This window comes from Nocardioides sp. NBC_00163 (assembly GCF_045206295.1).
In the GTDB taxonomy this organism is placed as follows: Bacteria; Actinomycetota; Actinomycetes; order Propionibacteriales; family Nocardioidaceae; genus Nocardioides.
The window spans coordinates 2,228,661-2,254,925 of the sequence record NZ_CP108155.1; the positions used below are offsets into that span (position 1 = coordinate 2,228,661).

Consider the following 26,265-nt stretch of genomic DNA (forward strand, 5'->3'; position numbering starts at 1 on the left):
CGCTCACCGGTGACAGAATTCGTCGGTGAGTTTCCAGACGTACGCCGACCTGTGGCGGATCCCCGACGTTCGCCGCATCCTGGTGCTGGGTCTGTTCCTGCGGATCCCGATGCCGGCGTCCTCTGTCATCGTGACCCTTCACGTGGTCGGCCCGCTGGACCGCTCCTACGCCGAGGCCGGCCTGGTCTCGACGATGCTCGCGATCGCGATGGCGATCTCCGCGCCCTGGCTCGGTCGGCTCCTCGACCGCCTCGGGCTGCGGCGTACGCTCCTGCTGCCGCTGGCAATCCTCCCGATCGCCTGGTCGATCGCGCCCTGGGTCGGCTACCTCCCGCTGCTCGCGCTGGTCGCCGTCGCCGGGCTTTTCACGGTCCCGTCATTCTCGGTCGTGCGCCAGGTGATGATCCGCTCGGTCGGTCCCGGGCAGCGCACCGCGGCGCTGAGCGCCGACGCGATGATGACCGAGCTGGGCTTCATGGTAGGACCGGTGATCGGCGTGCTCGGCGCCAGCTATTTCGGCACCGCCTGGGCGATGCTGCTGATCCAGTGGCTCGGGATCGCCGCGGCAGTCGTGCTGTGGCTGTTCAACCCGATGATCACCGACGGCGAGCCGACCGTCCCGAGCGACGCCGTCCCGAGCGACACCGTCCCGAGCGACGCTGTCCCGAAGCGCCGCTTCGGGCTCCCCTCGTGGGTGAACCCGGGGGTCACCCTCCTGCTCGCCGGCACCTTCACCGCCTCGCTCATTCTCATCGCCGAGGACCTCGGCACCGTGGCCGCGATGCGCGACTTCGACCGCACCGCCCTGCTCGGGCTCGTCATGGCGATCTGGGCGCTCGGCTCGCTGCTCGGCGCACTCATCTACGGCGCCCTCAACAGCCACCCCTCCACCGCGGTGATGCTCGTCCTGCTGGGTGCGACGACGGTCCTGACCGCGTTCGCCTGGGACCCGGTCTCCTTCACCGTCCTGCTCCTGCTCAGCGGCTTCTTCTGCGCACCGACCCTGACCGCCGCGCTCGAGGCGATCACCAGCAGCGTCCCTTCGAACGTACGCGGCGAGGTGATGGGCTGGCACGGCTCGGCCATCACCCTCGGCAGCGCCGTCGGCGCCCCCACCGCCGGGTTCGCCATCGACCTGATCGGCTGGCAGGGCGGCTTCGTCCTCGGCGGCGGCCTCGGCCTGCTCATCGCGGCGGCCATCTGGCTCACCACGCGACGGATGTCCACCCCAGCGGAGGCGTCGCTCCCGCCGGGCGAGAAGTCACCCGCCTAACGGGGTTTGCGGCGGCGTAGGCCGGCGGCGAGGAGAGCGGAGACCAGAACCCGAGAGGTGACCTCGACGGCACCCGCGGCGACCATGTCGTCGTAGACCTCGGCGGGTACGTCGTAATGGTCCCGGTCGAAGCCTCGGGCCGGGATGCCCATCCGGCTCGCGAAGGCGTGCAGCTCCTCGTAGGAGGTGTCACTGGCGAGGTGGGACCACATCCGGCCGCGACTGGGTACGTTCGGCGGGTCGATGAGGATCACGGGCCATTCTTACCGTGTTCACCCTGAGACCACAGGCTGCGTCCACAGCCTTGACCGGTCGGCAAGAATGGTCCGTGATGAACACGACAGTGCTGTTCGAGGCTCGGGCGAGGGTGCTCCATGACCTCGATGCCCGCGGACTCGCCGGTGCGGCAGCCGTCTCCGCTCTCGAGGACGCGATGACCGAGCGTGGCTGGTGGGTGGAGCAGTGGCCGGAGGGCAAGGCGTACGTCGCCGGCCTGGTCGCCCAGGACGTCCAGGACCTCCTCTTCGACGGCGAGGCCTCGGCGCGCTGGCCGGTGTGCACCACGTGTCCGCCCGAGTCGCCGGTGCACTCGCTCCACATCACTCCCGACCTGGGAGGTCCGGATCCGATCTGGGTCTGTGAGGAGAGCGGTGACGTGGTCGCTCCGTTGGGCGACCTCTGACTCAGGACGGACCGAGCTGCAGGTGCAGCGCATAACGGTCAGCACGGTAGACCGAGCGGCACACCTCGACGTAGCGGTCCCCCGCGACCGACTTCCGCTGCCTGCGGAGCACGGGGACGCCGACCGAGAGGCCGAGCAGGGTGGCCTCCTCGATGTTGGCCACATCGGCACGGAAGGTGTCGTCGACCCACGACGGCCGCATCTGTCGACTGGCCAGCTCGGCGTAGAGACTGGTCGGCGCGGTCCGCTCGAGCATCCCGGGCACGATCGCCTCGTCGAGGTAGACGTCCTCGATGCAGATCGGCACCCCGTCACCGCGGCGCAGACGCCGCCAGTGGATGACGGCCGCACCTTCCTTGATGCTGAGCGCGCGGGCGATGGTGGGGCCGGCCTTCTCCCGGCCGAGCAGCAGGGTCTCGGAGGACGCCTGCATCCCCCGGCGAGCCATCTCCTCGCTGAACCCGAGCACCGGGCTCGCCGCCCGCGGCGGGCGCGCCACGAAGGTGCCCCGGCCCGGGATCCGAACCAGCAGACCGTCGGCGACGAGAGCGTCGAGCGCCTGCCGCACGGTGGCCCGGGCGACGCTGAACTTCTGGACCAGCTCGCGCTCGGAGGGCGCGGAGGCACCAGGGCTTTCGCCGATGACCAGCTCCCTGACGTACTCACGGATCTGGACGTGCTTGAGCGACCGCTCTCCCTCGACCGACCGGACCATGACCAGAGCGTAGGTGTACACCTCGCGTACGTCCCGAGTTTAGTCAAGTTGTGACATTGCAACGAGATGAGGCAGATCAACTGCAACGAAACGACAATATCCCGATTTCACTAGAACATGTGTTCGATCGCGAGGTATGGTGGCGGGGTGGACTTCCAGGGAACACTCTTCGCCCCCACAGACGACGAGACCACCGAGACGACCTACGAGCGGATCCATCTGGACCGCGGAGCCTGGGTGGACATCGCCCGCGGCTGGCTGCCCGATCCCGACGACGTCTTCGCCGCGCTGGTCAGCGACGTCCCCTGGCACGAGGAGCGCCGGCAGATGTACGACCGCGTCGTCGACGTGCCTCGGCTCCTGCACACCTATCTGCAGGGCGACCCGCTCCCCCACCCCCGTCTCGCCGAGGCCCGCGGCCGCCTCACCGCCCACTACCTGCCCGAGCTTGGCGAGCCGTTCGTCACCGCGGGCTGCTGCTACTATCGCGACGGCCACGACTCGGTCGCCTGGCACGGCGACAAGATCGGCCGGGGCCGCACCAACGACACGATGGTCGCCATCGTCTCCGTCGGCGACCCCCGCCGCCTCGCCCTGCGTCCCTACGGAGGCGGCAAGGGGATGAGCATCCAGATGGGCCACGGCGACCTCGTCGTCATGGGCGGCTCCTGCCAGCGCACCTGGGAGCACGCCATCCCCAAGGTCTCCTCCGCCGGCCCCCGGATCTCGGTCCAGTTCCGCCCCCGCAACGTCTTCTGAGGTCGCGCGGGCAGGGGCGCCGTCGCGAGCGTCGCGAGACGGGTGCGATGGCAAGGCGAAGCCTCGAAGGCGGTCTGGTTGCACCGTCGAGAGGCGACAACGCAGCCAGCGCGCCCGTATCGCGGCGCGTAGCAGGCGGCCCTGCCCGCGCGACCTCTTAGGTGGGTCCCAGATGCGTTCCGTACGCTGGTAGGAAAGGATGGGACCGACAGCCGACGCCCCTGGAGCCGCCTTGACCACCACCGCACCACCCATCGCCCCGCCGTCCGCTGAGGAGATCGCCAGGGCGAAGGAGATCGTCGGGCGGGTCAGCACCGCCTTCAGCAGCCGTGTGGTCGGCCAGGAGCGGCTCAGGACGGCGCTGCTGATCGCGCTCCTCTCCGAGGGTCATGTGCTGCTCGAGAGCGTGCCCGGGCTGGCCAAGACGCTGGCCGCCTCGACGCTGTCGCAGACGGTCAAGGCGCAGTTCTCCAGGATCCAGTGCACCCCCGACCTGCTGCCGAGCGACATCATCGGCACCCAGGTCTACGACCAGCGCAACCACGAGTTCGAGACCCAGCTCGGCCCGGTGCACGCCAACTTCGTGCTGCTCGACGAGATCAACAGAAGCTCCGCCAAGACACAGAGCGCCATGCTCGAGGCGATGCAGGAGCGCCAGACGAGCATCGCGGGCCACATCCACCCGCTGCCGCGCCCGTTCATGGTGCTCGCCACGCAGAACCCGATCGAGGAGGAGGGCACCTACGTCCTCCCGCACGCGCAGATGGACCGGTTCCTGCTCAAGGAGATCGTCAACTACCCCAGCGACGCCGAGGAGCTCGTCGTCCTGGAGCGCATCGAGGCCGGCACGCTCGGCCCCGACCACGAGGTGACCCGCCCGGTCGCCGACCCCGATGACGTGATCTGGCTCCAGGAGCTGACCAAGCGCGTCTACGTCGACCCGGCGATCAAGCGCTACATCGTCGCCCTCGTCCAGGCGACCCGTAACGCCCGCCAGCTCCTCGGGCCGGAGTCGGGTTCCTACGTCGAGATCGGCGCGTCCCCGCGTGCCTCGATCGCGTTCCTGCAGGCCTCGCGCGCGGCGGCGCTGCTGCTCGGCCGCTCCTACGTGACTCCTGAGGACGTTCGCGAGCTGCGCCACAGCATCCTGCGCCACCGGCTCCACCTCAGCTTCGAGGCACTGGCCGAGAAGGTCCAGCCCGAGATGCTGGTCGACGCGCTGGTCCGCGCTGTCCCGAGCCCCTGACCCGAGCACCGACATGGCGACGTACCTTCCCCGGATCCGCACGCGGTTGATGATCCATGCCCACCGCAAGGTCCTGGGCCTGCTCGACGGGGAGTACGCCAGCGTCCAGACCGGGCGCAGCATGGACTTCCACGACCTGAGGGAGTACGTCCCCGGCGACGACGTCAAGGACATCGACTGGAAGGCGACGGCCCGGTCCCGGAGCCTGCTGGTCAAACGGTTCACCGCCGAGCGCCAGCATCTGGTGCTGCTGGCGATCTCCACCGGCCGGAGCATGGCGGCCCAGGCGACCGGCACCACGACCAAGCGCGAGCTGGCGATCTTCACCGCCGGCCTGGTCGGCTGGCTGGGAGTACGCCACGGCGACAAGGTCGCGGTCGTCTACGGCGACTCGGAGACCCAGAAGCTCACCAAGTCCGCGGACACCGAGGTCGCGCTCGAGCGGGCGCTCGGGCAGGCCCACGACGCGATCACCCCCGACTCCGCCGAGGCCGACATCGTCGCCGTCCTGCGCCACATCGCCACCAACGTACGCCGCCGGGCGATCCTGCTCGTCGTCACCGACGAGCACTCGGTCAGCGACGAGATGGCCGCGGTCCTGCGCCGCCTCACCGTCCAGCACGAGGTCCTGGTCGCCGGCATCGACGACCTCGACCCCACCACCGCCGTGCCCGGCGGCGCCCCGACCGTCGACATCGACACCGTCTCCGCCCTGCCGGGATGGCTCACCGGCGACTCGGTCCTCCAGGCTCAGTACGCCGAGCTGGCCGCCGCCGAGGAGCACGGCCTGCGCGGCACCCTGGACCGCCTGGGCATCGCCTACCAGCGCGTCCAGGACGACGCCACCGCCATCGGCGCCGTCTTTCATCTCCTGCAGAGGCACCGCCATGCGCGCCGGTAGCGTCCCCGAGGAGTTCCAGCAGCCACTGGCCCACTCGGGCTGGTGGCTGGTGCTCGCGCTCGCGCTGCTCGCCGCGATGGCGCTCTACTACATCGCGGTCATCCTGCTGACCCGCAAGCGCCGGCCGGTCGTCGAGTTCGAGACGCCCTGGGTGCCCGAGCCGCGTGACCTCCGTGCCGAGCACCTGGCCGAGATCGACCGGATCGAGCGGGCGGTGCACCGTGGCGACGTACCGGCGCGGGTCGGTCACCAGCACCTGAGCCGCACCGTGCGCGACTACGTCGCCGAGGTCAGCCAGATCCCGGCCGACAAGATGGTCCTCGCCGACCTGAAGGCGACCGTACGCAGCGACCCCCGCACGCGCCCGCTGGCGATGGCCGTCGAGGTGATGTACCCACCCGCCTTCGCCTCCGAGGAGGAGGGCAAGGCTTCCGAGCGCTTCCCCGAGGCGCTCAGCCGGGCCCGTCAGGTGGTGACGACATGGACCTGAGATGGCCCGTTCTCGGCGCGATCGTGCTGGTCCTCGCCATCATCGCGATCGCCGCGATCGTCGTGTTCGCCGCCCGGGTGCATCGCCGCCCGGCCGACGCGGTGCTCGTCGCCCACACCGCGCGGCTCAAGCGGCTCCCCCGGTTCCGTGAGCTCGCGGCCCAGCAGCGGTGGTTGTCCTGGTGGCAGACCGCGGGGATCGCGCTCGCGGTGATCGGGTGCATCTGGCTGATCGCCCGGCCGCAGGCCACCGACATCACCCAGAACCGCTACTCCACCCGCGACATCGTGCTCTGCCTCGACGCCTCGACCTCGATGTTCGACGAGGACACCCAGGTCACCCAGGCCTACTCCCAGCTCGTCGCCGGCCTCAACGGCGAGCGGGTCAGCCTCGTCCTGTGGAGCGACGCCGCGGTCACCGTCTTCCCGCTCACCGACGACTACGGCTGGGTGCAGGACGAGCTGGCGCGGGCCGGCCGGGCCTTCGCCCTCGGCGACCAGGAGTACGTCGCCGGCACCTACCTCGGAAAGGAGCGGGCGAGCCTGATCAGCGACGGGATCGTCTCCTGCGTCAAGCGCTTCGACCTGTCCAACTCCGAGCGCGGCCGGGCGGTCATCGTCGCCTCCGACAACGACCCGCAGGGCGGGCCTCCGGTCTACACGCTGCCCGAGGCCACCGAGTTCGCCAAGGAGCGCGATGTCCAGCTCTACGGCATCGGCTCCGCCGACCTCAGTTTCCAGGAGGACAAGCGCGCCACCTTCGACAAGGCGATGACCGACACCGGCGGCACCTTCTCGCTGCTCGGTGACGACGGCTCGATCGAGTCGATCCTGGCCGGCATCGACCGGCTCTCCGCCGACGAGGTCATCGAGCCGCCGAAGTACCAGATCCGCGACGCTCCCGGCTGGCCGATCGCCACGATCGTCCTCGGGGTCCTCATGCTGATCGCCGGGTGGGTCTACGCCCTGGTCCGCTCCGGACGGCTGTCCCCGGGCCCGTCGTCCCGGCCGGCGCCGCCCGGAGGCTCGTTGCCCGCTCAGACCCGGCCACCGAGCGAGGTGGCCCGATGAGCGCCAGAGGGTGGCAGATCCTCACGCTCGTACGCCGCGCGCTGATCGTTCTGCTCACCGTCGTCGTCCTGGTGCGGCCGAGCTGGGGCGCGGCACCGGCGGAGATGCGTACGGCCGATCTCGATGTCCTCGTCGTGGTCGACCGGACACGGTCGATGGTCGCCGAGGACGCACCCGGCGGCGAGGCCCGGATGACGCAGCTCAAGAAGGACCTCAAGGCGCTCTCGGCGGCGCTGCCCTCGGTGCGGTTCGGTGCGATCACCTTCGGTGGCGAGGTCGTCCGCACCGAGATGCCGTTCACCTACGACACCACCGCCTTCAACGCCTGGGTCGACGGGCTCTACGCCGAGCGGGCCTTCGACGGTTCCGGATCGATGGTCGATGCTCCGCGCGATGCGGTCATCGAGGCCCTCGAGCGTGATCAGGAGCGCTTCCCCGAGCGGCGCCGGATCGTGGTGTTCGCCTCCGACGGCGAGAACACCCGCGAGGGCGTCGACCAGCAGTCGTTCGCCGAGGTCGACGACCTCTCGGCCGGCGGCATGGTGCTCGGCTACGGCACCGAGGGGGGCGGCCGGATGCCCTGGGACGACGAACGTCCCCAGGACGGCTACCTCAAGGACGGCGACGGCCAGGACGCCCGCTCCCGGATCGACCTGGCCAACCTGCGCGAGATCGCAGGTCAGATGGGTCTTCAGACGATTCACCGCACGACGAAGGAGACCAAGGAGATCACCACGGAGGCCTCGACCTGGGACTCCGAGATGCTCACCGAGGAGACCTCCGCCGGCGGCGAGACGTCCCGGGCCTGGCTCTTCGGCTTCCCGCTCCTGGCACTCTTGCTGTGGGAGCTGTGGGGCCATCGCCGCCGCGCACACGAGGCCGAGGAGGTGCTGTCGTGACGCTTACCGAGACGCCTGTCGACTCGACCGAGCCGCAACCGCTACGCACTCCTCGCGAGCAGGTGCGGCGCGCGCTGCTGCTCGCCGGGATCGTGCCGGTGGTGATCGGTCTGGCCTTCCTGGGGAAGGTGATCCTGATGGACCACCACGACCGCGGTGGCCGGGACGCCTGGGACGTACGCGACGCCGCGACCGCGATGGAGCACTACTCGGCCAACCGCGACCTCAACTTCCTGCAGCCGTGGATCGCCCACTTCGACGCCGGCAACGCGGCCTTCCTGCTCGGCGAGAACGCCCGCGCGGTCGCCTACTTCGGCGAGGCTCTGGAGCGCGTGCCCGAGGACCACGAGTGCACCGTACGCATCAACATGTCGCTGACCCAGGAGGCGATCGGCGACCGCGCCCGGGACGCCGGCGACCAGCCCGGCGCGAAGGCGGCCTACGAGGAGGCACTTGCCACCCTGAAGGAGGGCGACTGCCCCACCGACGCCGGCCAGGGCCCCGAGCAGTCCCAGCAGGGCGAGTCCGTCGAGGAGCGCCTGAAGGAGAAGCTGACCCCGAAGGTGCCGATCAAGCCCGAGGAGCAGGAAGACCCGCCCGAGGAGCCGCAGAACCAGGGCGAGAAGGAAGACAAGCTCGACCGGCGCAACGGCGACGGCGAGGACTACCGCCGCGACGACGCCGACCTGGACGACTACGGCGGGTTCAGCGACGAGCCCCAGTGGTGACCGTCAGCGCATGAGGGTCTGAGACGGAAGCTCCTGGAACTGTGCCCGGTACGCCTGGGAGAACCGGCCGAGGTGGAAGAAGCCCCACTGAGCGGCGACCTCGGTGACCGAGGTGGCGGTGGCGTCGGCGGCGAGCAGGTCGGTGTAGGCCCGGTCCAGCCGCGTACGCCGCCAATACTCCAGCGGGGTGGTGTCGAGGTCGCGCTGGAACGCCTCCTGCAGCGTGCGGGTGGAGACCCCGACCCTCTGGGCCAGCTCGGCGACCTTCCAGGGACGCTCGGGGTGGGCCTCGAGGAGGTCCACGGCCATGCGTGCGGCTCGGGAGATGGTGGGAGATCCGGCCTCGGAGACGATCTCGAGGGAGGTGTTGGCCTGGATCGTCAGCAGTCCGCCGATGAGGGCCTGCTCATAGGGCGCGGCCACCAGCGGAGAGCTCAGCAGTGAGCCACCGGCCTCGACATTGTCGTAGGCCAGCCGCACCATCTTCAGCCAGTCGCGCACCTCGGGCCGGCCGAGGTCGAGGCTGGGATCGAAGACCACCGGCCCGGAACCGCCGATGCCCGCGGCCGCCTCCTCGACGGCGCTGCGGCGGATGTAGACCTGCAGCTTCTCGCAGCCGTCGGACCAGAGCATGTCGACCGGTTCGGTCGGCGAGCCGATCGATGCGCGGGTGCGGTCGGCGAGGACGACCTGCTCCCCCACCTTGACCTTGGCGGTGCCGGCCAGCGGGAGCTGGATCAGGTAGAAGTCGTCGAAGGTGCCGGGAGTGATCCGCACCTCGTCGCCGTAGCGCATGTAGTTGAGCATCACGTCCTCGCCCAGCGGCGCGGCGTTGTGCACCATGTCGAGGTGGGAACCGGCCTTGGTCAGCGCCAGGTAATGGGCACAGAACCGTTCGGCCACGGCTTCTCTGGCCTGGTCCACGTCAGTGGTGGCGACAACGGTGTGACGACCCAACAGGGGACGGGGCAATGGAGGCTCCTGGAGCGTGCTCGATTGACCGAAGAGCGTAGCGGAGCCAGCGCCGCGTCAACGCGAACACGGCGCAATCACCGTCTAAGGTCCCAGCCCAGGTCCTGACCCGGTCCCGAAACGAGATGCCGGCCCCACCCAGCACCGGCATCTCGCCGTACTAGCTCCTCGCTGCCAGCTTCTCCACGAGTCTGGGAGTGATGGAGGCGTACGCCTTCGGGTCGATCGGCAGCAGCCACTGCACTGCCTTGACCCGCTTGCTGACGTCGATGCCGACGTCACCGAGAACCTCGTCGATGTTGTGCATCGAGAACGGGATGATGTTGGTGCCGCGCGCGTGGTGGCCGTCGGTGCGCTCGCGCATCCAGGCCAGCCGCGCGGTGACGTGGGCCTCCATCTCCTCCGCCGGCGGAACCTCGTGGCCGCCACCGAGGTGCGAGCCGATCCAGACGGCGCTCATCTCGGCCGAGAGCGGCGAGAAGAACGAGGAGTTGTAGCCGGCGAAGGTCAGGTCCTTCACGCTCAGCGGAAGGATCTGGCGGTAGAGCTGGTAGTCGCCGTTGTCGTCGGTGAGCTGGTCCTGGATCTCCTCGGAGAAGAACGGGAGCTCCTGCTTGAACCCGGTCGCGGTCACCACGACGTCGGCGGGCACCGCGCGCCCGTTGGCGAGCTCGGCGTACGGCTTGCCCTCCTTCGTCACGAAGGCGGCGATCTCGGTGTCGCGCTCGACGGCGATGTCCCCGGCCTCGACGCCCTCGAAGAAGCCCTCGGTGGCCAGCGAGACCGTCGAGCGGGCGATGTCGGTGAACGGGCCCTTGGGCACCAGCCCGAGCTTCTTCAGCTTGAGCTGGCTGGTGGTGACCGACTCGACGCTGCCGACCATCGAACCGGCCATCTTCGAGCCACCCGCGTGCAGCGCCTTCTCGGCCCCGCGGATGCTCTGGTAGGGGAACAGCCCCTCCCCGAGGCGCGTGAGCAGCAGCATCTTGTAGTTGAGGACGCCCTTGATCTTGCGGGGCATCTTCCACAGCAGCTGGCGCGCGACCACGGTGGTCGAGGCCGCCTCCTTGGCGATCTCGACGGCCACGTCGCAGGCCGACTTCCCGTAGCCGACGACCACGACGTGCTTGCCGCTGACGGTCTTCAGGTCGTGCAGCTCGCTCGCCGCGAGGATCCGGCCGCCGGCGGCCTCCAGCTCGTCGACCCCGTCGTACGCAGGGGCGAACGGCTCCGAGAAGACGCCGCTGGCCACAATCAGATGATCGTGGTGCTCGGTCGTCTCGCCGTCGGCCCCTGCGATGGCGATGTCCCAGCCGCCCCCTCCAGCCGGCTGGGCACTCCGCACCTCGGTGGAGAGCTTGATCATCGGGGCGAGGTCGAACTTCTCGACGTACATCTCGAGGTAGCTCTGCACCTGCTCGCCGCTGAGCCACTCCGGGAACACCTTGGGCATCCTCAGGTCCGAGAGCGTGTAGGAGTCCTTGTTGTTCTGCGTCGTCAGGCCCGGGTAACGACGGGTCCGGCTCCAGACGCCGCCGACATCCGGGGCCTTCTCGTAGACGGTGACGTCATGACCGAGCTCGCTGAGCACCTTGGCCGAGGCAACGCCTGCGAACCCGGCACCGATGACCGCGATCTTCACTTTTCTGTTTCCTCTCGCAGCGGGATCTGCGTCATGGAAACGCTAGAGAGGTCGAACGGCCCTCGCTATCCACGTTGCGCGGGTGGTATCCGGTTTGCGCGACGGGTTCAACCTCGCAGGAGCCTGTAGACGATCACCACCGCCGCGATCACGGCTACCCCGACGGCGATCTTCTTGCCGTAGTTCTTGATCAGCACCGGTACGACCGTGGCGCCGAGGTCGAGCGCCTCGGGCTGCTGAGCGTGCTTCGGCGCCGCGGCCCGCGGAGCGGGTGACCCCACCGGGGTGGCAGCCTCCGAAGGTTCGGGGCTTGCTTCACCCGACGGCTCCTCAGCAGCGGGTGGCTCCTCGGCGGGAGCCGACTTGGACTCCAGGCACGCGACGAACTGGCCGAGGAGCTTGTCGGAGACGTCCTGCATCACCCCGCGGCCGAACTGGGCGGGCTTTCCGGTAACGGCGAGATCGGTGACGATCTCGACCTTCGTGCCGGTGCCCTCCGCGGCCATCGTCAAGGTCGCGTTGGCGCCGGCGGTGCCGTTGCCGCGCTTGTCCCGTCCCTTGGCCTCGACGACCAGGCGGCGGGCGGTCTCGTCCTTCTCGACGAAGGTGCCGGAGCCGGCGTAGACCATGGCGATCGGGCCGAGCTTGACCTTCACCGTGCCGGTGAAGGTGTCGCCCTCGGCCGAGGTGACCTGGGCTCCCGGGAAGCACTCGGCGAGCGCGCCGATGTCCAGGAAGCTGTTCCAGGTCTCCTCGACCGAGGTCGGAACCGTGAACTCGTGCGTCAGGTCCACGCCTCAGCCCCCGAGGGCCTTCGTGATGGCGCGCCGGGTCAGCACCGTGACCAGGTGACGCCGGTAGTCGGCGTCGCCGTTGAGGTCGGAGGGCGGCTCGGCGCCGTCCGCGGCCAGGGCCGCGGCGTTGCGTACGACCTCTTCGGTGGCCTGCTGGCCGACCAGCGCCTGCTCGACGCCGGCGGCACGCAACGGGGTCGAGCCCATGTTGGTGAGACCGATCGCCGCGCCCTCGATCACGCCGCCGGAGACCTTGAGGGTCGCCCCGACCGCGCAGATCGGCCACTGGTGGGCGACCCGGACGAACTTCTCGTAGTGGGCCGTCCATCCGGTGTGCTTCGGGATGCGTACGCCGATGAGCAGCTCGTCCTCCGAGACGGCCGTCTCGAAGAGCCCCTGGAAGAACTCGGCACCGGGGACGACCCGCTCCCCGGCCGGCCCGGCGATGACGAACTCGGCGTCCAGGGCAAGGGCCGGCGCTCCGAGGTCGCCCGCCGGGTCGGCGTGGGCGAGCGCGCCACCGAAGGTGCCGCGGTGGCGTACCTGCTCGTCGGCGACCGTCGCCGTGGCACGCGTGATCAGTGCCGCGTGCTCGGCGACCAGAGGATCGGCCGCGACGTCACAGTGGCGCGTCATGGCGCCGACGAAGATCGACTCACCCTCGTCGCGTACGCCGCGGAGGGAGTCGATGCGACCGAGATCGATGACCCACTCCGGAGCGTTGAGGCGCATCCTCAGCACCGGCAGCAGGCTCTGCCCGCCAGCGATGATCTTGGCCTCGTCGCCGTACTGTGCGAGGGCGGCCAGCGCCTCCTCGACCGTGGTCGGGGCGACGTAGTCGAACGATGCGGGAATCACTGGACGTCTCCTTCCGTGCGGTCGACGTTCCCGGACATGCCCGTCGACGGATCGAAGTGTGCTGCGGCCGCACCGGTGGTCTCGCCACCGGCCGAACCCTCGTTGATCGCCCGCCACACCCGTTCGGGCGTGCAGGGCATGGTCACGTCGTGCACACCCAGCGGGCGCAGCGCGTCGACGACCGCGTTGACCACCGCCGGCGTGGAGGCGATCGTGCCGGCCTCGCCGACGCCCTTGGTGCCGAGCGTGTTGGTGGTCGAAGGCGAGGTGGTGTGGTCGATGTCGAAGCTGATCGTGTCGGCGGCCGTCGGCAGCAGGTAGTCCACGAAACTCCCCGAGACGAGCGTCCCGGCGTCGTCGTAGACCGCGTCCTCCCACAGCGCCTGAGCGATGCCCTGGACCAGGCCACCGTGCACCTGACCTGCGACGATGAGCGGGTTGATGATGTTGCCGATGTCGTCGCAGCAGACGTACTTCCGCATCTTCACCTGCCCGGTCTCGGTGTCGACCTCCATCGCACACAGGTGGGTCCCGTGCGGGAAGTTGAAGGCCTCCGGGTCGAACGTGGCCTCGGAGTCGAGGTTGGCCTCGACCCCGTCGGGCAGGTTGTGCGCGGCGAAGACCGCCGTGGACAGCTCGCCGATGGACATGCCCTGGTCGGTGCCGCGCACCGTCCACCTGCCGCCGGTGAACTCCATGTCGTCGACGCTCGCCTCGAGCAGGTGGGCCGCGATCGGCTTGGCCTTCTCGAGCACCTTGTCGGCAGCCCGCACCAGCGCCTCGCCACCCACGACCAGCGACCTGGACCCGTAGGTGTCGTAGCCCTTCGCCGCGACCTGGGTGTCTCCGTGGAGCACCTCGACGTCCTCGAAGGCCACGCCGAGACGGTCGGCCACGATCTGGCTGAACGCGGTCTCGTGGCCCTGCCCGTGGGCGCTGGCCCCGGTGATGACCTCGACCTTGCCGGTCGGCGTCAGTCGCACCTGGGCGTGCTCCCAGCCACCGGCACCGTAGTCGAGGCTGCCGAGGACCCGGGACGGAGCCAGGCCGCACATCTCGGTGAAGGTGGAGATGCCGATGCCGAGCTGGACCGGGTCGTTGTTGGCGCGCCGCTGCTGCTGCTCGGCGCGGAGCTCGTCGTAGCCGAACATCTCCTTCGCCCTGGCGGTCGCGGCCTCGTAGTTCCCGGAGTCGTACGTCAGACCGGCGATGGTCGTGAACGGGAACTCCTCGTGCTTGATCCAGTTCTTCTCCCGGATCTCGAGCGGGTCGACCCCGACCTCGGCGGCCAGCTCGTCCATCAGCCGCTCGATGGCGTACGTCGCCTCCGGCCGCCCCGCGCCGCGGTAGGCGTCGGTCCAGGTGGTGTTGGTGAACACCGTCTGGCAGTTGAACTGGTAGGCCGGGAACTTGTAGATCGCGTTGAACATGAAGGCGCCCAGCACCGGGACACCGCCGCCGACGATGGCGACGTACGCTCCCAGGTTGGCGTCGAGCTCGACCTTGAGGCCGGTGACCTGGCCGTCCTTGGTGGCCGAGAGGGTCAGCTTCTGGATCTGGTCCCTGCCGTGGTGAGCGGAGAGCAGCGACTCGGAGCGGGTCTCGGTGTACTTCACCGGCTTGCCGAGCCGGCGGGCGATCGCGAAGACGATCATCTCCTCCGGCGTCTGCTGGAGCTTGCCGCCGAAGCCGCCGCCGACGTCGGGCGCGATCACCCGGATCTTCGACTCGGGCACGCCCGTGGTCGCGGCGAACGCGAACCGCAGGATGTGCGGGATCTGGGTGGCGCTCCACACCGTGATCTGCTCACCGGTCGGGTCGCACACCACGCTGCGGGGCTCCATGAACGCCGGGATCAGGCGCTGCTGGCGATAGGTGCGCTCGATGACGATCCCGTCGCTCTTCGCGGAGGAGATCGCCTCGTCGACGCTGCCGCCGGTGCCGGCCTGGGCGCTGTCGAAGACCCACAGGGCGGACTTGTTGGTGCCGAGGTCGGGGTGCGCGAGCACCTCGTCCTTGACCGCCTCCTCGAGGGAGACGACCGCGGGGAGCTCCTCGTAGTCGACCTCGACCATCTCGGCGGCGTCCCGGGCGGCGGCCGCGGACCGGGCGGCCACGACCGCGACGATCTCACCGGCGAAGGTGACCCGGTCGATGGCGACCGGCGGGTGGGCCGGCGTCTTCTGGTCGGGCGTGATCGGCCAGGCGTTGATGCAGACGCCGAGGCTCTCGTCGAAGTCCTTGGCGGCCAGCACGGTCACCACGCCCTCGGACTCCTCCGCCGCGCTGGTGTCGATGCCGGTGATCCGGGCGTGCGCGAACGGGCTGCGCACCATCGCGAGGTGCAGCATCCCGGGCAGGTTGATGTTGTCGGTCCAGCGGGTCCGTCCCGTGATCAGGCGCGCGTCCTCCTTGCGGCGCCGGTCGCGGCCGATCTCGTTGGTCTGCTCCGGACGAGCTTCTACGGCGGTCACAGCGCGTCCACCTCCTCGGTCGCGCCCTTGGGGCTGGCAGCCGTGGCCAGGTGGCCGCTGGCGTACTGCACCGCGCGGACGATGTTGTGGTAGCCCGTGCAGCGACACAGGTTGCCCTCGATGCCTTCACGGATCTCGTCCTCGCTGGGCTGAGGGTTGCGCTTGAGCAGGTCGACGGACTGCATGATCATGCCCGGCGTGCAGAATCCGCACTGCAGGCCGTGACACTCACGAAATGCCTCCTGGACCGGGTGGAGGTCGCTCTCGACCGTGTCGGCGAGGCCCTCGATCGTGGTCACCTCGCACCCGTCGGCCTGCACCGCGAGCACGTTGCACGACTTCACCGAGTCACCGTCGAGATGGACCGTGCAGGCGCCGCAGTTGCTGGTGTCGCAACCGATCACCGTGCCGGTCTTGCCGAGTCCTTCGCGAAGGTACTGCACGAGCAGCGTTCGCGGTTCGACGTCGTCGGTGACTTTCATACCGTCGACGCGCATGCTGATCCGGGCCATGTTGTCTCCCTGCCAGACGTCACTGTTCTAGTGGAAAGCTGTGTGGGCCAGATCACAGTAGGACGCGCAGGGTTGGGCCCCGGTTGGCTGCTCTGGCCGCGTACCCGTTCTTGGTCAGCGGCTGGCGGCCAGGCGTGCCCTGAGCAGGGGCAACGCGGGGTGGGCGCTGCCGCCCAGGCGGCGCAGACAGACGTCGACGACCTCGGTGTCGTACGGAGCCAGCTCGCTGTAGCTCAGCACCGCATCGGGCTGCGGGTTGGCTATCAATGCTTCGCGCAGCGCCACCGCGACGTACTCGGCCATCTCGGCCAGAGCCGGGCTGTTGGTGCCGGGCAGGAGGTCACCGCCGTACGCCTCCACAGCAGCGGCCACCCGGCCGTGCCGGACCAGCGCGAGGACCTGCTCGACGTCGGTCACGACCGGCATCAGCAGGCGGTAGGGCCTAGAGGCGACCTGGCCGCCGAGGGCGTGGCGCAGGTGGGAGACCTCGGCCTTGAGCGTCGAGAAGGTGACCGCCTGGTCGCCGTAGACCATCGCGTGCAGCCGCTCCAGCGACAGACCCTCGGGATGGAGCGCGAGCAGGGCGAGGATCTCGGTCTGGCGACGGTTGAGCAGCAGCCGCTGCCCGTCGAGCCAGGTCTCGGCGGTGCCGAGCAGCGTCAGCACCAGGCCCGGTTCTGCGATCGCCTCGTCGTCCCGCTGGGTCGGGAGCTTCGGCAGCGCGCCCTCGATGAGGCGCGCCATCACGCGGGCGGTGGCCAGCCCGATCGGGTGGGTGCGGTCCCAGGTCGTGGAGAGGTCGAGGACACCGAGATGCTTGCCGGTGACCGGGTCGTGCAGCGGCGCGGCCCAGCAGACCCAATTGTGCACGACCTCGGCATAGTGCTCGGGGCCGAAGACCATCGTCGGGGAGTTGGTCCGGTTCGCGAGGTCGAGTGCGTTGGTGCCGGCGCTCTCGTCGTCCCAGCGGCCGCCCGGCACGAAGTTGACCGACTCGGCCTTCCGCCGCATCACCCGGCCGCCGTACGTCCACAGCACCCGGGTGTCGGGGTCGGTCACCGCGATGACCAGGTCACCGTCGTCGGCGGTGCACCGCAGCTCTTCCTCGACCCGCTCGACCGCCACCTGGAGCGGCGAGCCACGCCACATCTCGCGCGTCTCGTCCTCGTCCGCCAACGGCGCCTCGCGCACGTCGGGTCTGACGGCCGTCGCCGAGCGCGTCCAGCTGGTCAGGATCTCCGGCCTGACGAAGTCCTCGGCGGCGTCGCCGCTCTCCACGAAGGCGGTCCACGCCCGCGCCGCGCTGATACGGCGCTCCTGCAGATCGCTGTGAACCATCACTCCCCCTTTGGAGCTGGCTGGTTCTGCCAACGTAGCACCCTGTGACGCGGCTCACTATGCGGTTGGAGGTACTCCAGCTTCCGGTGTCACAGTGGGTACATGACGACGCGCACCGCCACGACCTGGGCCGACTTCGAGACCGCGGCCAGGCTGCAGGTCGACTTCAACACCGAGTACGACGACCCCGCCCCGCCCGCCGACGAGCTAGCCCGTCACCTGAGCCGCCTGGTCGAGGGCGGGGACACGACGGTGATGCTGATCGGAGACCCTGCGGTCGGCCACGGCATCACCCGCTTCCGCCTGCAGACCACGGCCGACGAGCTCGAGGCCTACCTCGCCGAGCTCTACATCGTGCCCGACCGCCGCGGGCACGGCCTCGGCACCATCCTGCTGCAGGCGATCATCGACGAGGCGAAGGCCCGCGGTGCGACGTACATGGACCTCGGGACGAGCGAGGACGACACCTCAGCCCGGGCACTGTACGAGAAGTTCGGCTTCGACAACCACGAGGGCCGCGGCTCCGGGCCGCGGGCGCTCTACTACGAGAAGGAGCTGTAGCGCTGTGGCATCGCCGTCGGCGTCCCAGACCGGTCTCCGTCAGCGGTACTCCACGTCCTGGTGAATCCGGCCCTGCGTGCTGGCCAGGCGCTCGCCTGAGCCGCCCCAACGGCCGGCGATGATCTCGGCGGCGATGGAGATGGCGGTCTCCTCCGGCGTACGGGCGCCGAGGTCGAGGCCGATGGGGCTGCTCAGGCGGGCGATCTCCTCCTCGGTGAGGCCGGCGTCGACCAGGCGGGCGAGGCGGTCGTCGTGGGTGCGGCGCGAGCCCATCGCGCCGACGTAGGCGATATCGGGAAGGCGGAGGGCGACCTCGAGGAGAGGTACGTCGAACTTCGGGTCGTGGGTGAGGACCGCGATCACGGTGCGCTGGTCGATGCGGCCGGCCTCGACCTCCTGGTTCAGGAAGCGGTGGGGCCAGTCGACGACGACCTCGTCGGCCTCGGGGAAGCGCGAGTTGGTGGCGAAGACCGGGCGGGCGTCGCAGACGGTGACGTGATAGCCGAGGAACGCACCGACGCGGGCGACGGCGGCGGCGAAGTCGATCGCACCGAAGACCAGCATCCTGGGCTTGGGTGCGAAGGACCAGACGAAGACCCGCATGCCCTCGCCGCGGCGCTCGCCGTCGATCCCATAGGACAGTGTCTGGTTGGTGCCGTGAGCGAGCAGGCCGAGCGCGTCGTCATGGACGGCGTCGTCCATCCGGGCGCTGCCGAGAGACCCCTTGACCCCTTCGGGGCGGATGAGGACGCGGCGCCCGAGGATCTCGGGATCGGGGTGCTCGATGACGGTCGCCAAGGCGACAGGGCTGCCGCTGCGTACGTCCTCGGCGAGCTCGCCGAGCTCGGGGAAGGTCTCCTGGGACACCTTCTCGACGAAGACGTCGAGAATGCCGCCGCAGGTCAGCCCGACCGCGAACGCGTCGTCGTCGGAGACGCCGTAGCGGTTGAGCTCCGGCACACCGGTCTCCGCGACCTCGCGGGCGACCTCGTAGACCGCACCTTCGACACAGCCGCCGGAGACCGAGCCGACCGCGCTCTCGTCGGGACCGACGAGCATCGAGGCGCCCGGTGGCCTGGGGGCCGACTGGAACGTCGCGACCACGGTGGCCACCGCCACGGTCTCGCCGGATTCCCACCACTTCATCAGATCGTCGAGTACGTCACGCACGCGCGATCACCTCCACCAGATCCTCGTACGTCGCCAGGGAATGTCCGGCGACGAAGTCGTCCACGTGCGGCAGCACCGCGACGATGCCTCGCTGCAGTGGTTCATATCCAACCTTGCCACGGTGTGGGTTGGCCCACACCACGCGGTGCGCGAGACGGTGCAGCCTCGCCGCCTGCTCCTCGAGGAGCGCGGTGTCGCCGCGCTCCCAACCGTCGCTCGCGATGACAACCACCGCGCCTCTGGCCAGACCCTGGTGTCGCCGCAGGAACGCCTGCAGGTTGTCACCGAGCCGGGTCCCGCCCGACCAGTCGGGCACCGTCTCGCCGGCCGCGACGAGTGCGCGGTCGGGGTCGCGGTGGCGCAGCGCGCGGGTGACGTTGGTTAGCCTGGTGCCCATCGTGAACACCGCGCCGCTCCCGGTCGTCGAGCTCACCCGGTGGGCGACCCGCAGCAGCACGTCGGCGTAGGAGCTCATCGAGCCGGACACGTCGATCAGCCACACGACGCGACGCGGCCGCTCGCCACGCCTGCGGTAGTGGATCCCGGCGGGCTCGCCGAGGTGCCGCAGGCTGGCCCGCAGGGTGCGATGGGCATCGACGCGCCCTCGCCGCCAGGGGTCCTGCCGCGGCGTCCTCCGTCGTGGCGCCCGGGGGCGGAGCCGGGCGATCAGGGTCGCCAGGCGCTCCTGCTCGGCGGGGTCGAGGTCGGCGACGTCGCGGTGCCTCAGGGTCTCGATCTCGCTGGCCCGTGCCCTGATGAGGTCGTCGGTCTCCTCACCCTCCCCCTCGCCCTCCTGCGGCTCGGTCTCGGGGAGGGTCGAGGTGACCGAGACCGTACGCGGCGGCCCCTGCGGCCCCGGCAGCGTCGCGGTCGACCCGAACCATGCCTCGAAGACCTGGTCGTAGCGGCGTAGGTCGTCGGGGCCGGCGCACAACGTCGCCCGTCCGGCGGTGTAGGTCGCGGTCGGGTCCCCCGCGCCGACGATCGCGGTCGCCTGCAGGAACCCGTGGGCGCGGTCCTGGGTCACCTGCACCCCGGCCGCTCTGAGGGCCCGCGTGAAACCGAGGAAGATCGCTGTCGGAATACCCGGTTCACCGGGTATCCCTGCACTTCTCTGGCGTTGCATTGCCTGAGAAGTGCCAGTTTTGCCAGAGAAGTCCGTCACGTCAGCAGCCGATCCAGCGCTGCCCGCACGCGGTCAGCGTCCTCGCGGTGCTTGACGAGCGCGCCGAGCGTCGCGGCGGCGCTCTCCAGCTCCATCTCGGACACCCCGAGGTGATGCAGGGCGCGGGCCCAGTCGAGCGTCTCGGCGACGCCCGGGGGCTTGAGCAGGGCGTTCGCGCCCTCGGCGCTGCGCAACTGCTGGACCACCGTGACCACCTGGCGGGCGAGCTCGTCGGCGACCTCGGGGGCCCGGCTGCGTACGATCTCGATCTCGCGGGCCAGCCCCGGGTGGTCGATCCAGTGGTAGAGGCAGCGGCGCTTGAGAGCGTCGTGGAGCTCGCGGGTGCGGTTGGAGGTGAGGACGACGACGGGTGGGACCGTCGCCGCTACGGTCCCGAACTCCGGGATCGTCACCTGGTAGGTGGAGAGCACCTCGAGCAGGAACGCCTCGAACTCGTCGTCGGCCCGGTCGACCTCGTCGACGAGCAGGACCGACGGAGCCTGACGCAGCGCGGCCAGCACCGGGCGAGCGAGCAGGAACCGCTCGTCGTAGAGGGACTTCTCAGCCTCCTCCACCTCCCCCGCGCCACCGGACGCCTCGAGGGCACGCAGGTGGAGGATCTGGCGGGCGAAGTCCCAGTCGTAGAGCGCCTGGGTGGCGTCGATCCCCTCGTAGCACTGCAGCCTCACCAGCGGCAGGTCGAGCGCCTCGGCGACGGCCTCCGCGAGTGCGGTCTTTCCGGTCCCAGGCTCTCCCTCGAGCAGCAGCGGCCGCTGCATCCGCAGCGCGAGGAAGGTCACCGTCGCCAGCTCCGGGTCGGCCAGGTATCCGGTCGCCGCCAGCCGGTCAGCGATCATCACGGGCGTCAGCGACTCCATGCCCCTCAGCGTAGAGCGAGCGTCGTTGGCTGGTGGTTGGCATGCGGCGGGTACGACGGGGAGATCGACATGGGTTACCGCGGAGTAGCCCACGTCGATCTCCCCGTCGTACCCAGGGTCAGCGGCTGTCGGTGTCGAGGCCGGTCGCCAGATCACCGCATTCGACCAGGATCACCCGGTGCGACTTCAGGTAGGGCTTGGCGCCCTGGTCCCCGACCGCGGCCGCCATGATGCCCGGCCAGTGTTCGCGGCCGAGCAGCACCGGATGCCCGGGAACGCCCGAGTACGCCGCGCGCGCCAGGCCGGTGATCGGGCCCGCCGAGACCACCCGGGAGACCACATCGGCCCCGACGTCAGGCAGGTCGACGAGGTGAACGACGGCAGCCTCGGTATCCGGCCCGAGAGCAGCCAGGCCGACCCGCAGCGAAGCCCCCATCCCCTCGTCCCAGTCCTCGGCGACGACGACCCGCTGACCGGTCGGGAGCATCGCCCGCGCCTCGTCGGCCGCGGCGCCGAGCACGACGAGTACGTCGTCGCAGCCGCCCTCGCGCAACACCTCGATCGACCGCACCAGCCAGTCGTCGACCAGCGCCTTGGGCATGCCCATCCGCCGCCCCGCGCCGGCGGCCAGGAGCAGGCCGGCGACCGCCGTCACTTGAACGCAGCGGTGTAGAGCTTCTGCAGCTTCGCGCTCTTGACGTCGCTGTAGCCACAGCCGATGACCTTGGCATCGCCCTTGGCAGCGACCAGGTAGTTCTTGCCCTTCTCGAACTCGGGCATCGGGATCGTGCTCGGCGCGGGCAGCATGATCCGGACGGTGTCGGTGCCACCGACTCCGTCGGCGTACATCCACGTCTTCACCCGCAGCACGGCCTCGCTCTCGCTCACGCTCTCCGCGGTGCCCTCGAAGGCGAGCGCGGCGTTCTGGGAGAGCCACTTCGAGGTCGGCGGGATGCATCGGGCGGCGTCCGCGACGACGGTCAGCTCGGTCGCGCCTGCGCCTCCGGCGGGAGCGGATGGCGAGGGGACCGGTGCGGTCTCGGTGACCGTGGCGATCGGCGACGGGGGTGCGGCGTCGGGGTCCTCAGCAGTGTCGTCGGAGCTGAGCAGGCCGAAGGAAGCGACGATCGCGACGAGCACGACCGCGGCGGCGATCACGGCTGCGACCCATCGCCACGGTGACCGCGGCCGCTGCATCCCGGTCTTCGGTCCGAGGTCGACACTCATGCCAACATCATGCCTCATCACTGGGTGCCATCCGGGGACCCCGTCGGCCACCTGCACGTTGACACACGCAGGCGGGGCCCTGGCTTCGAAGAGCCCTGACCCCGCCCGCCGCTGCAGAACTTCACCCGGATATTCCCTTGGGCTTCAAAGCCCCCCAGATCCAGACGCTTCCCCGCAGTCGGCCACTGTGTGGAGCACCAATGTTGCGTTACCGAGCTGTTGTCGAGACAGTGTCGAAAGTCCCCAAAAGAATGGGACCGCTGGGCCCCTCCTCATCGCCTGATCAGGTCATGCCAGATGACGATCGAGGAACCCGACGACCCGCCGGATCGAGAGGTCCCACTGCGGCGCGAAGGCGTGCTGCTCCCCGGGGTAGACCCACAGTCGCTGGCGTACGCCCGCGGTCTCCATCAGGTCCCGGGTGGTGTAGGCCCACCTGATCGGGCAGGACTCGTCATTGGTCCCGTGGTGCATCTGGACCGGGACCTCGATGCGGTCGAAGTACGTCCGCGCCGACAGCCCCTCCCAGAACTCCGGCTCCGTCTCGGGATCGCCGTGCTGCCGGTAGAGCCGGGCCACCTCGTCGGGCCGCGACGGCACCGCCCACCGGTTGATGTTGTCGACGATGTCGGAGGAGACCGACGCGTACGTCACCCCGGCCCGCACCAGCCCCGGCTGGGCGACGAGCGCGTTCATCACCACTCCCCCACCCATGGAGCGGCCGAGCAACGCGGTGCGGTCGGGGTCGACGTACGGAAGTCGCTTCATCGCCTGGACGGCGTTGATGGTGTCGCGGGTGTAGCCGAGTCGGCTCTCGTCCTCCTCGGTTCCTTCCGGGATGGGGGACGATCCGGCGTGACCGCGGTAGTCGGTGTGCAGGACGACGTAGCCCTCCCGCGCCAGCCGGTCCTGCTCCCGCTTCAGCCCCTGCCCGGTGACGTAGATGTCGGTGTCGATGTGACCGTGCGCGAAGACCACCCCTGGGAACGGACCGGCGCCCCGCGGCCGGAAGAGCACCCCGGTGATCGTCAGCGGACCGCTCGGGTAGCTGACCTCGAAGCGCCGGTACGCATCCGTGCTCCCCGACTCCCGCAGCACCTTCACCTCGCCGCCCGGGAAGTCCTCCCGCATCAGCTGCGGGAGCGAGACCTTGTCGGCCACCGGTGGGAGCGTCTCCGACGGGCTCGGAGAGGGTGAAGAGGGTGGCGCCGAGGTCGACGGTGTCGCTGCGCGGGACGAGGGAGCAGCGGCCGGCTCACCGCCGCATCCAGCGAGAAGCACGGCCGAGATCGCCAGCGCCGACATCGCCTTCGGGCTCATGGCGTCGAGCGTAGCCCGGTGTCCGTGATACGACGGGACGCTTTGGTCGGTCTACCCGCTGGTAACGGACAAGAACGTCCCGTCGTACCTCCCGGCGGCGGCCGGAAAACGACAAGTGCCCCCGCCAACCGGCGGGGGCACTCGCGTGTGCTCTAGCGAAACGGACTCAGCTGTGCTGATCGCTTCTTCGGCTTGCGCCTCAGAAGCCCATGCCGCCCATGTCACCCATGCCACCGGTCGGGTCGCCACCAGCGGCGGCCTTCTCCGGCTTGTCGGCCACGACGGCCTCGGTGGTGAGGAACAGCGCGGCGATCGACGCGGCGTTCTGCAGCGCCGAGCGGGTCACCTTGGCCGGGTCGATGATGCCCGCGGCCAGCAGGTCGACGTACTCGCCCGTGGCGGCGTTGAGGCCGTGGCCCTGCGGGAGGCCGGCGACCTTCTCCGCCACGACGCCGCCCTCGAGGCCGGCGTTGATGGCGATCTGCTTCAGCGGCGCCGAGATGGCGGCCTTGACGATCGAGGCACCGGTGGCCTCGTCGCCGTCGAGCTCGAGCTTCTCGAAGGCAGCGGCAGCGGCCTGGATCAGCGCGACACCACCGCCGGCGAGGATGCCCTCCTCGACAGCAGCCTTGGCGTTGCGGACAGCGTCCTCGATGCGGTGCTTGCGCTCCTTGAGCTCGACCTCGGTGGCCGCGCCGACCTTGATGACGGCCACGCCGCCGGCCAGCTTGGCGAGGCGCTCCTGGAGCTTCTCGCGGTCGTAGTCGGAGTCCGACTTCTCGATCTCGGCGCGGATCTGGTTGACCCGGCCCTCGATCTGACCCTGGTCGCCCGAACCCTCGACGATGGTGGTCTCGTCCTTGGTGATGACGACCTTGCGGGCCTGGCCGAGCAGCTCGATGCCGGCGGTCTCCAGGGAGAGGCCGACCTCCTCGGAGATGACCTGACCACCGGTGAGGATCGCGATGTCCTGCAGCATGGCCTTGCGGCGGTCACCGAAGCCCGGAGCCTTGACGGCGACGGACTTGAAGGTGCCCTTGATCTTGTTGACGACCAGCGTCGAGAGAGCCTCGCCGTCGACGTCCTCGGCCAGGATGACCAGCGGCTTGCCGGTCTGCATGACCTTCTCCAGGACCGGGATCAGGTCCTTGACGCTGGAGATCTTCGAGTTGACGATCAGGATGTACGGGTCGTCGAGGACGGTCTCCATACGCTCCGGGTCGGTCACGAAGTAGGCCGAGATGTAGCCCTTGTCGAAGCGCATACCCTCGGTCAGCTCGAGGTCGAGCCCGAAGGTGTTCGACTCCTCGACGGTGATGACGCCTTCCTTGCCGACCTTGTCCATCGCCTCGGCGATGATCTCGCCGACGGTGGTGTCAGCAGCGGAGATCGAGGCGGTAGCAGCGATCTGCTCCTTGGTCTCGATGTCCTTGGCCTGCGCGAGCAGCTGCTCGGTGACGGCGTCGACGGCCGCCTCGATGCCGCGCTTCAGGCCGGCCGGGTTGGCACCCGCGGCGACGTTGCGCAGGCCCTCGCGGACCAGCGCCTGGGCGAGAACGGTCGCGGTCGTCGTGCCGTCACCGGCGACGTCGTCGGTCTTCTTCGCGACCTCCTTGACCAGCTCGGCACCGATCTTCTCGTAGGGGTCCTCGAGCTCGATCTCCTTGGCGATGGAAACACCATCGTTGGTGATCGTGGGGGCACCCCACTTCTTCTCGAGCACGACGTTGCGGCCCTTGGGACCGAGGGTGACCTTGACGGCGTCGGCGAGGGTGTTGAGACCCTTCTCCAGACCCCGACGGGCCTCCTCGTTGAAAGCGATGAGCTTCGGCATTGCTCCTGCGATCCTTCACTTGGGAAGTTCGTTGGATCCGGTCCGATGGGTTGCCCGCGACGGACGACGCCACTCCCGGCAGAACCCTTCCCTGCCGCTCGCGACGCCTCAACGTCACCGGTCCGGTTGTTGTCACTCTCATGGTAAGAGTGCCAGCCTCATGTTTAGCACTCGACCCCTGCGAGTGCAAGAAAATCCCAGGATGGCGACGGTCAGAGAGGCTTCGCGAGCTCGGCGAACTCGAGGTCGTCACGCAGCGGGCGGCCGAAGCGCTCGTCGCCGTAGGGGAACGGCTCGAAGCGTCCCGTACGCCCGAACCCGCGCCGCTCGTAGAACGCGATCAGGTCCTCGCGCTGACGGATCACAGTCATCCGGATCTCCTCCGCGCCCCACTCCCGCGCAATCCGCTCGGCCTCGGCCATGACGGCCTTGCCGACGCCGGCCCCCTGCAGCTGCGGCGAGACGGAGAACATGCCGAAATAGACGTACGCCTCTCGCTTCTGCAGCTGGCAGCAGGCGACGATCTCGCCCGGCCGCTCGGGCTGCTCGGCGACGAGGAGGCGGGAGCCTGCAGCGGTGATCACCTCACGTACGCCCTCGGGGTCGGTGCGCTGGCCGGCGAGCAGGTCGGCCTCGGTGGTCCACCCGGCACGGGAGGCGTCGCCGCGGTAGGCCGACTCGATCAGCCCGACCAGGGCGTCCACATCGGAGAAGTTGGCGTCACGGAAGGTCAGCTCAGGCACGAGCCCCAAAATAC

27 protein-coding genes are annotated in these 26,265 nt (G+C 69.6%); 10 read left to right on the forward strand and 17 right to left on the reverse strand.

The annotated features are described in order from the left end of the window. Positions 1–25: 25 nt before the first annotated feature. The gene (locus OG801_RS10720; RefSeq protein ID WP_406035706.1) at positions 26–1,273 is read left to right on the forward strand and encodes an MFS transporter; all 1,248 of its coding nucleotides are present in this window, start codon (positions 26–28) and stop codon (positions 1,271–1,273) included. On the opposite strand, the gene OG801_RS10725 is transcribed toward OG801_RS10720, so the two are convergent. Next, entirely contained in the window at positions 1,270–1,527 is a 258-nt protein-coding gene (locus OG801_RS10725) for a DUF4031 domain-containing protein (RefSeq protein WP_355021232.1), read from the reverse strand. The genes OG801_RS10720 and OG801_RS10725 overlap by 4 nt on opposite strands. 77 nt (positions 1,528–1,604) lie before the next feature. Between OG801_RS10725 and OG801_RS10730 the strand changes: the two genes are divergently transcribed. Further along, on the forward strand, positions 1,605–1,955 hold the full coding sequence (locus OG801_RS10730) for a hypothetical protein (RefSeq protein WP_160026922.1): 351 nt from the start codon (positions 1,605–1,607) through the stop codon (positions 1,953–1,955). Position 1,956: 1 nt separating this feature from the next. On the opposite strand, the gene OG801_RS10735 is transcribed toward OG801_RS10730, so the two are convergent. Continuing rightward, positions 1,957–2,670, reverse strand: coding sequence for a GntR family transcriptional regulator (locus OG801_RS10735; protein WP_355021233.1), 714 nt, complete (start codon positions 2,668–2,670; stop codon positions 1,957–1,959). A gap of 147 nt (positions 2,671–2,817) precedes the next feature. Between OG801_RS10735 and OG801_RS10740 the strand changes: the two genes are divergently transcribed. From OG801_RS10740 to OG801_RS10770, 7 genes are all read left to right on the forward strand, one after another. Further along, a complete protein-coding gene (locus OG801_RS10740) occupies positions 2,818–3,429 on the forward strand; it encodes an alpha-ketoglutarate-dependent dioxygenase AlkB (RefSeq protein ID WP_355021234.1) in 612 nt (203 codons plus the stop codon). 232 nt (positions 3,430–3,661) lie between these two features. After that, entirely contained in the window at positions 3,662–4,675 is a 1,014-nt protein-coding gene (locus OG801_RS10745; RefSeq protein ID WP_406035707.1) for an AAA family ATPase, read from the forward strand. A gap of 13 nt (positions 4,676–4,688) precedes the next feature. Next, positions 4,689–5,576 (forward strand): DUF58 domain-containing protein, encoded by an 888-nt coding sequence (locus OG801_RS10750; protein ID WP_406035708.1) that lies wholly within the window; start codon positions 4,689–4,691, stop codon positions 5,574–5,576. Then, positions 5,563–6,066 carry a hypothetical protein gene (locus OG801_RS10755; protein WP_406035709.1) on the forward strand — a complete coding sequence of 168 codons (504 nt, stop codon included), beginning with the start codon at positions 5,563–5,565 and terminating at the stop codon, positions 6,064–6,066. The genes OG801_RS10750 and OG801_RS10755 overlap by 14 nt, the downstream gene beginning before the upstream one ends. After that, a complete protein-coding gene (locus OG801_RS10760) occupies positions 6,057–7,136 on the forward strand; it encodes a VWA domain-containing protein (RefSeq protein ID WP_406035710.1) in 1,080 nt (359 codons plus the stop codon). Before OG801_RS10755 ends, OG801_RS10760 begins: the two co-directional genes overlap by 10 nt. After that, on the forward strand, positions 7,133–8,035 hold the full coding sequence (locus OG801_RS10765) for a vWA domain-containing protein (protein ID WP_355021240.1): 903 nt from the start codon (positions 7,133–7,135) through the stop codon (positions 8,033–8,035). Before OG801_RS10760 ends, OG801_RS10765 begins: the two co-directional genes overlap by 4 nt. Beyond that, on the forward strand, positions 8,032–8,763 hold the full coding sequence (locus OG801_RS10770; protein ID WP_355021241.1) for a tetratricopeptide repeat protein: 732 nt from the start codon (positions 8,032–8,034) through the stop codon (positions 8,761–8,763). The genes OG801_RS10765 and OG801_RS10770 overlap by 4 nt, the downstream gene beginning before the upstream one ends. A gap of 3 nt (positions 8,764–8,766) precedes the next feature. On the opposite strand, the gene OG801_RS10775 is transcribed toward OG801_RS10770, so the two are convergent. The 7 genes from OG801_RS10775 to OG801_RS10805 all read right to left on the reverse strand — a co-directional run bounded on the left by OG801_RS10775 (position 8,767) and on the right by OG801_RS10805 (position 17,353). After that, on the reverse strand, positions 8,767–9,666 hold the full coding sequence (locus tag OG801_RS10775) for a helix-turn-helix domain-containing protein (protein ID WP_406035711.1): 900 nt from the start codon (positions 9,664–9,666) through the stop codon (positions 8,767–8,769). Positions 9,667–9,895: 229 nt separating this feature from the next. Beyond that, positions 9,896–11,377 (reverse strand): flavin-containing monooxygenase, encoded by a 1,482-nt coding sequence (locus OG801_RS10780; protein ID WP_406035712.1) that lies wholly within the window; start codon positions 11,375–11,377, stop codon positions 9,896–9,898. A 107-nt stretch (positions 11,378–11,484) separates the two neighbouring features. Further along, positions 11,485–12,171 (reverse strand): SRPBCC family protein, encoded by a 687-nt coding sequence (locus tag OG801_RS10785; protein WP_406035713.1) that lies wholly within the window; start codon positions 12,169–12,171, stop codon positions 11,485–11,487. Between the two features lie 3 nt (positions 12,172–12,174). Continuing rightward, complete coding sequence (locus OG801_RS10790) at positions 12,175–13,029, reverse strand: xanthine dehydrogenase family protein subunit M (protein ID WP_355021245.1); 855 nt, start codon at positions 13,027–13,029, stop codon at positions 12,175–12,177. Further along, positions 13,026–15,503 (reverse strand): xanthine dehydrogenase family protein molybdopterin-binding subunit, encoded by a 2,478-nt coding sequence (locus tag OG801_RS10795; RefSeq protein ID WP_355021246.1) that lies wholly within the window; start codon positions 15,501–15,503, stop codon positions 13,026–13,028. Before OG801_RS10795 ends, OG801_RS10790 begins: the two co-directional genes overlap by 4 nt. Continuing rightward, the gene (locus tag OG801_RS10800) at positions 15,500–16,015 is read right to left on the reverse strand and encodes a (2Fe-2S)-binding protein (RefSeq protein WP_355021247.1); all 516 of its coding nucleotides are present in this window, start codon (positions 16,013–16,015) and stop codon (positions 15,500–15,502) included. Before OG801_RS10800 ends, OG801_RS10795 begins: the two co-directional genes overlap by 4 nt. A gap of 114 nt (positions 16,016–16,129) precedes the next feature. Continuing rightward, positions 16,130–17,353 (reverse strand): transcriptional regulator, encoded by a 1,224-nt coding sequence (locus OG801_RS10805; protein WP_406035714.1) that lies wholly within the window; start codon positions 17,351–17,353, stop codon positions 16,130–16,132. Between the two features lie 102 nt (positions 17,354–17,455). On the opposite strand from OG801_RS10805, the gene OG801_RS10810 reads away from it, so the two are divergent. Continuing rightward, positions 17,456–17,914, forward strand: coding sequence for a GNAT family N-acetyltransferase (locus tag OG801_RS10810; protein ID WP_406035715.1), 459 nt, complete (start codon positions 17,456–17,458; stop codon positions 17,912–17,914). Between the two features lie 39 nt (positions 17,915–17,953). Here the strand turns inward: OG801_RS10810 and OG801_RS10815 are convergent, their stop codons facing one another. The 8 genes from OG801_RS10815 to OG801_RS10850 form a co-directional block, all read right to left on the reverse strand. Next, a complete protein-coding gene (locus tag OG801_RS10815) occupies positions 17,954–19,084 on the reverse strand; it encodes an XdhC family protein (RefSeq protein ID WP_406035716.1) in 1,131 nt (376 codons plus the stop codon). Further along, positions 19,077–20,111, reverse strand: coding sequence for a vWA domain-containing protein (locus OG801_RS10820; protein WP_406035717.1), 1,035 nt, complete (start codon positions 20,109–20,111; stop codon positions 19,077–19,079). Before OG801_RS10820 ends, OG801_RS10815 begins: the two co-directional genes overlap by 8 nt. Positions 20,112–20,245: 134 nt before the next feature. Continuing rightward, complete coding sequence (locus OG801_RS10825) at positions 20,246–21,127, reverse strand: AAA family ATPase (protein WP_406035718.1); 882 nt, start codon at positions 21,125–21,127, stop codon at positions 20,246–20,248. A gap of 118 nt (positions 21,128–21,245) precedes the next feature. Further along, on the reverse strand, positions 21,246–21,782 hold the full coding sequence (locus OG801_RS10830; RefSeq protein WP_406035719.1) for an NTP transferase domain-containing protein: 537 nt from the start codon (positions 21,780–21,782) through the stop codon (positions 21,246–21,248). Then, on the reverse strand, positions 21,779–22,354 hold the full coding sequence (locus OG801_RS10835; RefSeq protein WP_355020951.1) for a hypothetical protein: 576 nt from the start codon (positions 22,352–22,354) through the stop codon (positions 21,779–21,781). Before OG801_RS10835 ends, OG801_RS10830 begins: the two co-directional genes overlap by 4 nt. A 288-nt stretch (positions 22,355–22,642) precedes the next feature. Beyond that, positions 22,643–23,674 (reverse strand): alpha/beta fold hydrolase, encoded by a 1,032-nt coding sequence (locus OG801_RS10840; RefSeq protein ID WP_355020950.1) that lies wholly within the window; start codon positions 23,672–23,674, stop codon positions 22,643–22,645. Between the two features lie 199 nt (positions 23,675–23,873). Then, positions 23,874–25,508 (reverse strand): chaperonin GroEL, encoded by a 1,635-nt coding sequence (gene groL, locus OG801_RS10845; RefSeq protein ID WP_141795060.1) that lies wholly within the window; start codon positions 25,506–25,508, stop codon positions 23,874–23,876. A gap of 212 nt (positions 25,509–25,720) precedes the next feature. Next, positions 25,721–26,251, reverse strand: coding sequence for a GNAT family N-acetyltransferase (locus OG801_RS10850; RefSeq protein WP_406035720.1), 531 nt, complete (start codon positions 26,249–26,251; stop codon positions 25,721–25,723). Between the last annotated feature and the right edge of the window lie 14 nt (positions 26,252–26,265).